We start from the raw sequence: 13,364 nt of genomic DNA, 5'->3' as shown, positions 1-13,364 counted from the left end.
AGTCTATATATAAATTAATTTATTGAGAAAATAATGACTGATTTTGTTAAAGAATTATCTGCTTGTCGTGTTGAGGGAACACAGCTTCCTTTTTACCCTGAAAAAGTACAAGGTTATACAGAGCAAGAAGTAGAACTAATTGCTAAAAATCTTAATCTTGATATACATGGGCAATTTAGAGAATTTTTATTTCAAATGGGGAGATGTTCAGGAGGGTTGTTGTGGGGTGATGAATTTAAAATGTACAATAGTCAATGGAACTTAGATGATTTTTTAGATTATCAAAAATGTATTAAAGAAGATGATGAAATGTGTGATAGTGAGGGAAAAATAGACCCTTTTGAAAAAAAATATTCGGTCTAAGTAGAGAATATGAAACATATTTTTATTTTTTACTAACTGCTGAAAATGATGATTTTATATGGTCATTACATGATGCTGACGACTGTGTATTAGAAAAAACAAATATAACTTTATTAGAGTATTTAAAAGATTATGTTTTTCAAAAAACCAAAGATTCAAGATTTATTGATTTTGATCTAACAGAAGAACAAATTAATAGGTCTATTACAGGTCGTTTACTTTAGATAGTTTTAAGTATGAATAAAATTTAATGGTTAGTAGCAATCACTATTTTTAAATAGTGACTGCTACTTTAATTATGCTCTATTTTATTGATTACTTTAATAGGAACAGTATAGCTATTACTCATACTAGGTCTTGGTTCTAAAAAAATCTGATTTTTTCTATAAGTGATTGAAATATAAATCTATTGCCTAAATAAATTCTTTGATTCTATAGAAAAAGCCTCATAAGAGGCTTTTTTATAATCCTTATTTAATATTTGGATCGCCTTTTTTCAAGAAAAAGCGAATCGCTAATTTTTGTAGGAATGTTCCATAAGGAGGGTGGAAAAGCTGAGTCGGGAAAAAACGATGGCGTGTAAATACCGTTTTTGCATGAGAAAGTTCACGGAAACCTTCTTCACCATGATATGACCCCATGCCTGAGTTTCCGATACCTCCGAAAGGAGCATCATGGTTAACTACATGCCAGCCCCAATCATTGATGGTTACACCACCCGAATGAGTTTCACGTAAAATACGGTCACGTTCTACCGAGCTATGTGTAAAACAATAAAGCGCTAAAGGTCGTTCATCCGATTTCACATAGGTAATTGCATCATCTAAAGAATCATATGCAACGACAGGTAAAATAGGGCCAAAGAGCTCTTCTTTCATAATGCGCATGTCGGGAGTGCAATTAAGCACAATCTGTACAGGCATTCTGCGGCCTTGTTGGTCAAAGCTATAAGTGTCACAAGGAATAATTCGCGCACCTTTTTCTTGTGCATCGGTCAAAATATCTTGAATACGTTTTAAATGACGGTCGTTCACAATGGACGTGTAATTCTCATTGTTTGTGATGTTTTGACCAAACATTTTTATAAAGCTTGATTTTGCAGCATCCACAAATTCATCAATACTTTCTTTGGGAACCAATGCATAGTCAGGTGCTACACAAATTTGACCACTATTTGTTGCTTTACCATGCGTAATACGTTTTGCAGCATCGGCAAGCGGGTAGTTGCGGCTTACAATTGCAGGAGATTTACCACCTAACTCAAGTGTAACAGGAGTTAGGTTTTCAGCTGCTGCTCTCATTACCACTTTGCCAATGGCTGGAGAGCCAGTAAATACAATATGGTTAAACGGTAAAGAGGTAAATCTAGCGGGGTCTGTAATTTCTTCACCAAAGACTGCGACTTCATCCTCATTAAAGACTTCGGCGAGCATACGTCGTAGCATTGCATTAGTGTTTGGTGTAATTTCAGACAATTTAATCATGACTCGGTTGCCCGCAGCCAAAGCGGCAATCAGTGGCCCAAGTGCTAAATAAACGGGGAAGTTCCAAGGCACAATCACACCAACCACACCTTTAGGTTGGTATTGCACACTTAAACGATTTGATAAAAATAAAAGCTCGGTACGGCGTTTACTTGGGCGCATCCAGCGGCGTAAGTGATGAATTGCATGATCAGCCTCTAACACAGAGCCAAGTAAATCTAATAGTTTAGATTCATCCAGTGATCTTGAACTAAAGTCAGCATTAATCGCAGTAGCTAAAGCATCTTGATAACGAATAATTTGTTTTTTAAGTTGATGTAGTTTTGTTCGGCGTGTCTCAAGACTTGGATAGGGATCCGCCTCAAAATTGGCACGTTGTTTGGAAAAAATAAGTTCCATATGTTCAGTGGCAGAGCCGCTATATTCTTTTAAAGTGGAGCTTTCCATTTTTTATTCCTTCCCATACTTTTGCTTATCATACTTTATGCTTGAAGCGTTGTATGGTCGATGTTAAATTGAGACAACAAGAGGTAGTTTAGTGCCATTATGCACGTCACTCTAGGGATGGTGTGAGTTAAATGGCTAATAATATTTATAAAAGTACAAATGTTGTTATCGAAGGAAATTATGATAATACATCTTTTGGTTCGAATACATATTTGCTGGGGTTGACCAGTTTATTTGATGAAATAGGCTTGCAAGGCCATTCAATGTCAGATGTTCTATCCGGTACAAATATTTCACCAGATGCGATGAATCAACCCTCTTTATATATTTCTCAACTTCAAAAAATCCAGTTATTTCAAAATATTCAACGTTTATCTCATGATCCGTTAATTGGATTGCGTGCAGGACAAAAGCAGCGGCTGTCAGATTTTGGGGTGTATAGTTACGCACTCTATTCTTCGCGTAATTTTAGACAAGCGGTAGAGCTTGGCATTCGACATATTAAACTTGCAGGGCCTATTTTAAAGAAGTCTTTTCATATTCGAGAGGATGCTGCTGTTTTTGAAGGGCAAGATATTATTGCACTAGGTAAGCTTTTGCCTTTGGTGTGTGAATTTTGGTTTAGCTCAATGCAAACCTTAATTGAACGTGTGCTTGAAGGGCCATTTCAAGCAAAGAAGCTTTTATTGCCTTATTCTGCACCTGACTATGCAGAAGAATATGAAAAAGTTTTTCATTGTCCTGTTCAGTTTGATGCTGGCGTAATGCAATGGCACTTTGATTTAAAGTGGCTTGATGTGCCTTGCCCAAATGCTAACCCGATTACCGCGGATATGTGTAAGTCGTTTTGTGAGCGGATGCTTGGTGCTGCTGAGCTTGAAGAGCCTGAGTTGGTGAAAACGATTCGTTTGATTTTGTTAGATGGAACAGGACTTTTCCCATCAGCTCAAGAAATGGCTGAGCGGTTGCATATTTCAAAACGTACTTTACATCGGCGGTTAGCGGGTTTTAATTTAACCTATCAAGAATTGTTAGATGAAACTAGGCGCCGTCTTGCGGATGAATATTTGCGAGAAACAACTTTAACCATAGACGAAATTGCCGAGAGAATTGGCTTTTCAGATACTTCTAATTTTAGAAAAGCCTATCGGCACTGGACAGGCATTTCACTAAATGAGTATCGAATACAGTACCTAAATTAGAATCAGGTATGGCGACTATTTAAATCGAGAAAGTAACTTTTTCTGCAAAAATGGATTACAGAGCAATATGGCAAATAAAATAATAAATATACCGATAATGCTAAAAAGATCTGGTAATTCATGCCAAAAAACAAATCCCCAAATTCCTGCAAAAATAATGGCAATGTAGTTCATTGGGCCAATTTGTCCTGCTGGTGCTAAGCTATAAGCATAAGACATAAAAAGCTGACTAATGTTTGCTAAAAGTCCTGCGGCAATCAGCAATGCGAGTTCATGCCAAGTGAAAATACGCCAATGCCAGAACATTGGAATTGATGAAATTAAGCTACCAAAAATACAGAAATAAAAAACAATACGTTCAGGCGGTTCTGTACTGGTTAAAGCTCTTACAGTGACAAAAGCCATCGCTGATAAAAAACATGCACCCAAGCCAATAAAAGATAGTGCGTTAAATAAACCTTGATCGGGTTTAGCAACAAATAAAACTCCAATTAACCCAATAACGGCGGCAAAAATCATCGACTTAGTGATTTTTTCTTTTAAGAAAAGCCATGCAATCAGTGGAATAAAGATAGGTGATGAATAACTAAAAACCATGGCATTTGATAGTTTTAAGTTCGCAATAGCATAGAAAAAACCATACATTGCAGCGAGCCCCACGACACTTCGCCAAGTATGCATCCAAAGCTTATCGGTCTTAACAAAGTCCAGCCCTTGCTTAAAGAGCATAGGAATAAAAATAAATAAACCCACTGCATTTCTAAAAAACACGACGGTGGCATTGTCTACCGTTTCTGAAGCAAAACGAATGCATACCCCCATAATGGAAAATAATAATGCCGATGTCATAAGACAAAGCAATGCTTTTCCAAGTTGAGTTGAGGGTTTGGTTGAAGCAGTCTGATTTTGCATATCGAAATGAGTTTTTGGTTTTCGGTGTTATCTTAGCAGTGATGCAGACATTGGATGAAATATCATTTGATAATGATTCAATAGTGATACTTAGCAAAATAAAAAAGAGAGCCTATGTAAGCTCTCTTTTTATCTTATAGGGTGTTATTTACAGCTAAAGTTTTCAGCTTTTTCGCTATCACCCTGACCATTGTAACGAGCAATCAGTGGGTAAGGGCAAAGTGGACGGGTACGGTTTGGTGCCCAGTCTTGCGGAAGTTCAGTATTCACTTGACCACTTGAGTTACCTGCGCCGCGTGCAGTCGCAATGATTTTGTCAGGCGCTTGCCCATATTCCACCCAGTTGACTAAAGCAGTCAATGCGTCAAATTGGTCGGTCGCAATGCCATCACGGGTATGGTTCATGCCCGGAACTCTAAAGAAACGTGCAAATTCAGGTGCTGTACCTTTTGCATCATTTTTATAGTGTTGGAGTAGTTGATCGTACCAATTTTGGGTGTCATCTACAGAGAAAACGCCGTCTGCTGTGCCTTGTACCACAATCATTTTTCCACCGTGATTGCGGAGTTTATCCAAGTTCAATTCATCGGGTGGCATCATGAATGACATAGAACTTTCGGTGTATACATCATTGGTCGCCGATAGTTTTGGATAATCAGTATCAAAATTATAGTTAAAGGCAAACTGTCTAGAGTTTTGAACTACAGTTGGGTCTGGTGGAACCTGAAAAAGAATACCGACTGCAACAGGGTCTCGTGCTGTTCCAACCGAAGATTCGAATTTCCAGCTTGCCCAGTTACTGCCGACTAAACCCGGATCGAAAGGTTGGGTTGCATACAGTGCTTGTCCGGCAGAATTTACAGGACCGCGGTAAATGTTGGCTAATACATCAATTTGTTCAGCGCTTAAGCATGTGCCATCTCTTGTGCTTGAGCAAACAGGTACATCTTTGTGAATATCAAAAGCCGTACGGCAAGATTCGACATCTTGAACCAAGCCATCTGCAATACCGTCTAAAGCATCGCATCGATCTAAAATCGCTTTTGCTAATACTTTACGCTCCGAAAGGGTAAGAGCGGTACTTAAGTCATTTTCGTCTATTGCAACTCGACGAAGCTGTTGTGCTGTATAGAGTTGTGCTGCGGCTGCACGAGGCAAATGAAAACCGGGTGTACTTGCTAAAATTCCATCATATTGGTCGCCTAAACGAGTTGCCGCAATCATGGCGTGGCGTCCGCCATTTGAAGTGCCGCCTGCATAGGAGCGGTCTGGCAATTTACCATACGCTGTTTTAATTAGATTTTTTGCCATAGGCGTGAGTTTGGTAATCGCACCATAACCGTAGTTTATTCTGGCTTGAGGGTCTAAACCAAACATTGGATTTTGTGAGGCATTATGTCCTGCATCGGAAGAAATAACAGCGAAACCATCATGAAGGGCATTGGTGAGCGGACCACCACTCCCAACCTGTCCAGTTGCAGGTATAAGATTACCATCGGTTCCGCCATTGCCTTGATAGAGAAAACGACCATTCCAATCAACAGGTAAACGCATTTCAAAACCAATTTGATAGGTTTGTCCATCGACAGGACTTACACGTTGGTCCATATAACCTTTGATTAAACAATGAGCACCAATTGGTTTGTTGGCTATCGTCAATGTACTTGCCTCTTGAAGAGTGGCCGAGCTAATCATGGTATTGTTATATTGAAATCCGAGTAAGTCTGAACAACTTCCTGTCATTTTTACGCCCACAGCAGGAGACAACTGAGGTGGTTTCGTTGTTGAGGGCGTAGTTGTGTCGTCACTGTCACTTCCACAGCCTACCAAAGAACCAAGCATGGCAAGTACTAAAGCGGAGTGGGTCAAAATTCGTTTATTGTTGGTGTAATTCATTTATTCATATCCTTATTGAATGAATGTTTGCAATTAATCTAAAACCAGAAAATTAGCTGTGCTTCGTGCAATCATTTTGTTGTTTTGCCAAGCTTCACTTTCGAGATTAAGTACGGTTTTGCCTTGTTTAATGAAACGGCATTTTGTAATGACTTCGCCTACAGCACAGGGTCTTAAAAAATCCATCGTTAAGTTGATGGTGGTGGCAGGTTTACGGTCATTGGCGAGATATGCAAAAAGTCCCATCACATCGTCAAGCATGGCGCAGATCATGCCGCCTTCAACGGTGCCGCGTGGATTGGTAAAGCTTTCTAGCGCTGTGTAATGGATGGTGAGTTCAGTGTTTTTTTCATTCCAATGGATATTGTGACCACCCAAATGGTGATGGATTGGCGGTAAGTGTTCTAAAGTTTTTTGATCCATAATGAAGGGTCCATCCTTTTGTAAGTGTTATAAAAATTATTATTTCAGGGTATAGGCATCATAAATAACCGCTTTGCCCAAGCGCATTGCACTACCTACTGCAACGGTCTGGTTAAGCCATGCATATTTAGGTGAGCTGGTTTCAAACTGCATGGTAATTTTGAAATAGTAATTTTTCGGGTCGACATCTTTGCCTTGGGCAAGCTGTTTTAGTGTTTCTGCCGAGCCATGGCGGTAACCTTTGGTTTGAAGATAAATGAGTGCACCGTCATCGGTTTCTAACAAATATCGCGTATCAATAATGGCTAGTCCTTTACTATCGACAATCTGCCAATCTGCGCCATTATTTAAAATGCGGCCTTTAAGCGATTTCCCTGTAAATGTTCCACCTGTAATAGGAATAATTCGGCGTTTACCAGCATCACTGGTTGTGCCTAATTCCCAAACAGGCGCATTTAAATCCACACTAAATTTTGCTAAAGGCTCTAGCTGAATGGGCGGTGGGCTATATTGAGTTTCGGCATGAGTCAGGGCAATCAGACTCATTCCACAGAGTAGCGTTACAACTTTCTTCATGATGCATTTCCCGAAATAAAAAGAGGTTCTATGTGTAACTGAACCTCTTGTTTTGAATTATTTAAATTTCCATGTGTAATCAATGTTGATACGGGTTTCGTTTACAGGCTTGATGTTGGCAGTTGAGAGCATGTTGTTGTCATACATTGCATAGCGCGCGCGTAGCCCGAGATTTTTTAACCAGCCACTTTGAACGGTGTAGCCTAAATCAAAGTCGGTTTCTCGCTCTTTTAGATTGGTGCCACCTAAGTTGGGTGCATAAATATTGTGACCTGTGGTGTAACGGGTCATGAAACGTAAACCTGGAACGTAATCTTTAAAGTCATATTCATAGCGGAAGCTATAGGCTTTTTCTTTTGGGTTTAAAAACTCGCCCGGCCATGTATCAATGAGTAGGCCAGTTTCACCTCCAGTCAAATACGGAAATGCGGTGTCGCCGTGATGTTGGAAAGTACCAAAAATAAATTTATGGTTTTGATGTTTTAACTCAAAGTGAGCATGATAAAGATCATTATCGACTAAACCAGCCTTCGCTTGTCCGTCATCACGGCTGCGGTAGTAGCGTAACTGCGAGCTAAGATTAGTAGTGTCATTAATTTTGTGTTGATGTAAGGCGCCGACCATGGTCTGGTTATAAAGATCATCAACATCCATGTAGAAAGCGGTGAGTTTGAGTGCAGGATTAAACTGATAGTTTCCACCTAAATAATAGAGTCCATCAGTTTCAGCACTTTTAAATCGTCCATTCACCCCTGAAATTTTAATTTTTTCATAGTTGGTCGAATCACGATGATTCACTTTATCGAGGTAGGCTGCCTGTAAATCAAAATCTTTAATATCTTTACTGGTCAGTGAAATTCCTCGATAGGTTTGAGGAAGCAAACGAGCAGGCGAAGCTACTAAAACAGGGTTCATTGGCATTAACGTACCAATGCGAAGTTCGGTCTGGCTCATTTTAGCTTTTGCTGTTACACCAATTTCGCCATAAGAGTCGGCAGGCTCATTGGTGCGAGTGTCTCTAGGTAAGTTTCCTGTACCTCCATGCTCTGCATCGGCATCAAGTTTAAAACCCGCCGTTGCAAGTACATCCAGCCCAAAACCGACAGTCCCTTCGGTATAACCTGAATTGGCTTTGAGAATAAACCCTTGTGTCCAATCCTTGGCGGCAGGGTAAGCGGATTGCTCTTGGTAGTCGCGGTCAAAATAGAAATTTCGTGTGGTGAGTTCTACTGAACTGTTGTCAATAAAATTGCCAGCCCACACTGAACCAGAGAGCATAAGGGTAGAGTACATCCATAATTTCGACATAGCATTTCTTCCTGAAATATCATTTCTTGTTTTCAACAAGGCATGGTTGTTCTGTCTGCCTTGTCTGGTTTTTAAATCGAATTATTTGCCGAGCAGTTCTCGGGCTACGATTTCTTTCATAATTTCATTGGTTCCCCCATAAATTTTTTGTACCCGCGCATCCACAAAAAAGCGTGAAATCGGGTATTCCTGCATGTAACCGTAGCCACCAAAAAGCTGAAGTAATTGATCAATCACTTCACATTGAACATCGGTAATAAAGCATTTCAGTGCGGCAACTTGAGTGACACTTAACTGGTGTTGTTGATACAGCGCTGCACATTGGTCTACAAAAGCTTGGGCGGCTTTGGCTTTGATTTGTGCATTTGCGAGCACAAAGCGCGTGTTTTGCATTTGGCTTAAAGGTTGTCCGAAAGCTTTACGCTCCAGCACGTAGTCTTTGGTCAGTTCGATGGCGCCTAAAATTGACCCCAAAGCCATCATGGAAATACTTAAACGTTCACGCGGTAACTCTTGCATTAAATAGGTAAAACCTTGTCCTTCTTCACCCAAACGCTGAGTTACAGGCACACAGACATCATCAAAAAAAAGTTCGGCAGTATCTTGGGCATGGAGTCCAATTTTTTGTAAGGAGCGGCCTTTTTTAACGCCGTCTAAAGCAGCATCAACTAGAAAAATTGAAATGCCCTTTGCTTTGGCTTGAGGGTCAGTTTTTGCTACCAGAACGATCAGGTCGGCATGTAAACCATTTGAGATAAACGTTTTTGAACCATTTACACGATAGTGATCATTTTCTAAAACGGCTTGAGTCCGTATGGCCTGTAAGTCTGAGCCTGCATTGGCTTCGGTCATCGCAATTGCGGTGACAACTTCACCTGTCACCATTTTCGGTAACCAATAGCGCTTTTGCTCTTCAGTTCCAATATTTTGTAGATAAGGAGAAACCAGCTCATTTTGCCCACCAATTGCAACCGCCAAAGATGCAAAGCCAGCTTGAGCAGTTTCTTGAACTAGCATGAGAGAATAATGAACAGGAGCGCCATAGCCGCCATATTCTTCGGGCACATCGACGCACAAAAAGCCATTTTCCCCAAGACGAAGCCATAGATCACGTGGGATTAGGCCATCGTGTTCCCACTGTTCGTAATACGGAGCGACCTGTTCTTTTAAGAACCTGCGGTAACTGTCTCGAAATAGTTCAAATTCTGTATCGTGTGGCATGTTGAACCTTTTTTTAGGCAAAAGTGGGGCTATAGCTCAAACCGAAGTTTGAGCTTCCTTTTTTATTTCAATAGCTTATTGCTTTAAGGTGGGTACTCGAATAATGAGTGGGTTTTCGGCCTGCTTTTGATAAAGTTCATCAATTAAGGCAGCACGACGTTTAGTAATATTGCCTTGATTGAGATTGCCTTTATCGGTGACTTCGCCTGCATCGAGCTGAGGTGGTTCGGTCATTAAATAAAGCATTGAGACTGTATTTGAACTGCCAGTCGCATCTTTATTAAATGTCGTTAAAAATTGGCGGAACCATTGTTGGACTTTAGGGTGCTGTAATATCTCTGTTGCAGAATGCTCGCCAAGCTTAAGGCCTGCGTATTGAGCACAAGCTTCTAATTTTGGAAAAATCAGAAAGCCAACAGCATTCAGGTTTGAACCTGTAATACAGACATCTTGAACCAGTAAATTACCTTGAATGAGCACTTTATTGCGAAGCGTGCCCACATTGACGAAAGTGCCTGTATTGAGTTTAAAGTCTTCGGCAATTCGTCCGTCGTACATGAGGCCTTTAGTCGGATCATTGACATCGACCAAACGAACAGCATCGCCAGTATGGAAAAAGCCTTCATCATCAAAAACTGTGCTTTGCTGGTCCGCCTTTAAGCGCCAATAGCCTTTCATGACATGTTTACCACGAACACAAAACTCAAGTTTGTCACCACATGGAACCAACTTGATTTCACATCCCGGAGCAGGGTAACCAATAAAGCCAGCCATCACACGTGGGCCAGTTGTAAAAGCACAAGAGGGAGCAGTTTCAGTCATGCCCAATCCGCTCATAATGCGAATTTTTTCTCCACAATGTTGCTGAGCAATTTTATCTAATCTGTTCCAGCCCGCTTCTGAAAGCGCTGCACCTGCAAAGAATAAAATTTTAACTTTGGCAAAAAAGCGCTCTCTTAATTCTTCATCTTTTTCTAAAGCTTCGGTGAGTTCTTCCCAACCTTTTGGCACATTTAAATAAACTGTTGGAGAAATTTCTTTGAGATTACGAATGGTTTCGTCAAATTTTCCTGCAACGGGTTTGCCATCATCAATGTAAATCGTACCGCCGTTATAGAGCGCGATACCGACATTGTGACTGCCGCCAAATGTGTGGTGCCAAGACAGCCAGTCAAGAAGAACAGGAGGAGTCTCTTCAAATTCAGGGAAAGTCTGCAATAGCATTTGCTGATTAACACACAACATTAAATGTGTGGTCGGCACAGCTTTAGGGAGTTTAGTTGAACCTGATGTAAACAAGAATTTGGCAATCTGGTTTTCATCAAGGGTTTGGTAAAATTCTTGAACATTTGAAACTGGCGTATCTAAAAGCGATTGAAAAGACGTGCAGATCTGATTGCCCACAAGACCCTTGTTGGTCACTACTTCAATGTCGGATGTAATACATGCCTGAATGGCTTTGGCAAAAGCCTGACCATCACTGGCATAGACCATACCAGGTGTAAGCACTTCAAACACATGTTTAAGTTTGCCAAAGTCTTGAGAAATAAGAGAGTAGGCAGGGGAAATTGCTGAAAAAGGCACACCCGCCAGCATAGCACCCATAGAGAGTGTTAAATGTTCAAGATCATTACCACTTAAAATGACTAAAGGTCTTTCTTGGCTTAACTTACGTTCATGTAAAGCCTGAGCAATATGCCATGCGCGTTGTAAAACTTCTGCATAACTCAGTTTGACCCATTCACCTTGAGCATTGCGTTTTGCTGCAAAAATATGGTCTGGTTTGGTTTGTGCAAAATGAATTAACCGATCTGTCAGTTTTTGTGGATACGGTTTTAATTGCTCTTTTGGGCTGATATAGAGCGTGTCATCTTTATGGTGATAATGAATATCATGTTGCCCTAATTTTACGAACCGTTCGCGGTCTTGTGATTGAGTGGCATTCATTTGCATTTCTTTCACTCCATGGAAAGCGCATCACTGCGCTTTATTTTTTTTGCATCATGCAATTTTTATTTAATATGTCGTTGTTCGCATTAAACCGACTAAATCGGGTAATGACGTGATTGGGTCTGAATGGTGATCCAGCGTAAATCGGTAAACTCAGCAATAGAGGCTTTACTACCAAAACGTCCGTAGCCACTCGATTTTGTTCCGCCAAATGGCATTTGAGCTTCGTCATGTACGGTTGCGCCGTTAATATGGCAAATACCCGAATCAATCTGTTTAGCCACTTCCAATGCCTGCGAAATATTCTGGCTAAACACTGCCGCTGAAAGACCGAACTCGCTGTCATTTGCCAGTGCTACACCATCTTCAACGGTTGCAAAACGTTGAACTGTGCATACAGGTCCAAATGATTCTTCGCGGTAAAGCAGCATGTCAGGTTTAATATTGAGTACCAGCGTCGGTTGCATGGTGGTGTCTTCAATATGAATGCCTAAAGGTAAGTCGGCACCTTTGTTTTGGGCATCTTCAAGCAAATGCTGAATGCGATTTGCAGCACGGCGGCTTTCTAAAACACCGAGTGCATTTTCTTTCGAGGTTGGGTTGCCCGCCTGAATAGAGCGTGTTTTCTCAATGAGCTTTTCAATAAACTGGTCGGCAATTTTGTCTTGAACCAAAACACGTTCGGTCGACATACAAATTTGCCCCTGATTAAAGAACGCTCCAAAAGCGACGGCATTTACGGCTTCATTAATATCCGCCTCGTTTAAAACCACGACAGGGGCTTTGCCACCAAGTTCGAGTAAAACAGGTTTTAAATATTTAGCAGCAGTCTCTGCAATAATTTTTCCGACTTTGGTTGAACCCGTAAAATTAATGCGTTTTACGGCTGGATGAGACACTAAACGTTCAACAATTTGTGGTGCATCTTCAGCAGCATGCGTAATCACATTTACCACACCTTCACCTAGACCTGCTTCGTGTAACACTTCACCAATTAGACGATGCGTTGCTGGACAAGCTTCAGATGCTTTTAACACTACCGTGTTACCACAAGCCAATGGCATGGCAAGCGCACGTGTTGCCAAAATGACAGGGGCGTTCCAAGGTGCAATCCCTACAATCACACCGCAAGGAACTCGCACACCCATCGCAAGATTGCCCGGCACATCTGACGGAATGAGGCTTCCGTCAATTTGTGTGGTCATTGCCGCTGCTTCACGTAACATGTTGGCAGCAAGGTGAACGTTAAACCCATACCATGTGGCAGTTGAACCTGTTTCTTGCATTCCAGTTTCAATGAATTGCTCAGTCTTTTGGTCCATTAAATCGGCTGCTTTTAACAAACGTAAACGGCGTTCGGTAGGCGAGAGCTTCGACCATACTTTAAAAGCTTGTTGTGCCGATTCGATTGCACGATCAACATCTTCCAAAGTTGCAGCAGAGGCTTTGCTTGCCACTGATCCATCAATGGGGCTAATACGCTCAAAAGTTGCCTGATTTGATGCATCAACAGATCGACCGTGAATAAGTAACTGTACATTTTGCATGGGTTGTGTCCTTACATTGCCATTAAAGAATCAAA

General features: G+C 41.0%; 10 protein-coding genes and 1 pseudogene. 2 read left to right on the top strand and 9 right to left on the bottom strand.

Annotated features, from left to right (window positions below):
• Nucleotides 1-33: 33 nt before the first annotated feature.
• Nucleotides 34-587: pseudogene (locus MKL38_RS16900) on the top strand (SMI1/KNR4 family protein).
• Nucleotides 588-833: 246 nt separating this feature from the next.
• Here MKL38_RS16900 and MKL38_RS16895 read toward each other — a convergent pair.
• Entirely contained in the window at nt 834-2,294 is a 1,461-nt protein-coding gene (locus MKL38_RS16895; protein WP_270903863.1) for a coniferyl aldehyde dehydrogenase, read from the bottom strand.
• Nucleotides 2,295-2,425: 131 nt separating this feature from the next.
• On the opposite strand from MKL38_RS16895, the gene MKL38_RS16890 reads away from it, so the two are divergent.
• Nucleotides 2,426-3,496 carry an AraC family transcriptional regulator gene (locus MKL38_RS16890; RefSeq protein WP_270903862.1) on the top strand — a complete coding sequence of 357 codons (1,071 nt, stop codon included), beginning with the start codon at nt 2,426-2,428 and terminating at the stop codon, nt 3,494-3,496.
• 15 nt (nt 3,497-3,511) lie between these two features.
• On the opposite strand, the gene MKL38_RS16885 is transcribed toward MKL38_RS16890, so the two are convergent.
• The 8 genes from MKL38_RS16885 to MKL38_RS16850 form a co-directional block, all read right to left on the bottom strand.
• Nucleotides 3,512-4,408 carry a DMT family transporter gene (locus MKL38_RS16885; protein ID WP_270903861.1) on the bottom strand — a complete coding sequence of 299 codons (897 nt, stop codon included), beginning with the start codon at nt 4,406-4,408 and terminating at the stop codon, nt 3,512-3,514.
• Between the two features lie 144 nt (nt 4,409-4,552).
• Nucleotides 4,553-6,304, bottom strand: coding sequence for a tannase/feruloyl esterase family alpha/beta hydrolase (locus MKL38_RS16880; RefSeq protein ID WP_270903860.1), 1,752 nt, complete (start codon nt 6,302-6,304; stop codon nt 4,553-4,555).
• 33 nt (nt 6,305-6,337) lie between these two features.
• Entirely contained in the window at nt 6,338-6,727 is a 390-nt protein-coding gene (locus MKL38_RS16875) for a PaaI family thioesterase (protein ID WP_003652750.1), read from the bottom strand.
• Between the two features lie 39 nt (nt 6,728-6,766).
• Nucleotides 6,767-7,303: a DUF3237 domain-containing protein gene (locus tag MKL38_RS16870; protein ID WP_270903859.1), complete on the bottom strand. Its 537-nt coding sequence runs from the start codon at nt 7,301-7,303 to the stop codon at nt 6,767-6,769.
• Between the two features lie 57 nt (nt 7,304-7,360).
• On the bottom strand, nt 7,361-8,611 hold the full coding sequence (locus tag MKL38_RS16865) for an OprD family porin (RefSeq protein ID WP_270903858.1): 1,251 nt from the start codon (nt 8,609-8,611) through the stop codon (nt 7,361-7,363).
• Between the two features lie 81 nt (nt 8,612-8,692).
• On the bottom strand, nt 8,693-9,832 hold the full coding sequence (locus tag MKL38_RS16860; protein ID WP_270903857.1) for an acyl-CoA dehydrogenase family protein: 1,140 nt from the start codon (nt 9,830-9,832) through the stop codon (nt 8,693-8,695).
• A gap of 75 nt (nt 9,833-9,907) precedes the next feature.
• A complete protein-coding gene (locus tag MKL38_RS16855) occupies nt 9,908-11,794 on the bottom strand; it encodes a feruloyl-CoA synthase (RefSeq protein WP_270903856.1) in 1,887 nt (628 codons plus the stop codon).
• Nucleotides 11,795-11,877: 83 nt separating this feature from the next.
• The gene (locus tag MKL38_RS16850; protein ID WP_270903855.1) at nt 11,878-13,329 is read right to left on the bottom strand and encodes an aldehyde dehydrogenase; all 1,452 of its coding nucleotides are present in this window, start codon (nt 13,327-13,329) and stop codon (nt 11,878-11,880) included.
• Nucleotides 13,330-13,364 lie beyond the last annotated feature (35 nt).

Origin of the sequence: Acinetobacter sp. AOR14_HL (genome assembly GCF_027855175.1) — a bacterium.
Lineage (GTDB): Bacteria > Pseudomonadota > Gammaproteobacteria > Pseudomonadales > Moraxellaceae > Acinetobacter > Acinetobacter calcoaceticus.
This window is presented reverse-complemented; position numbering and strand designations above follow the sequence as displayed.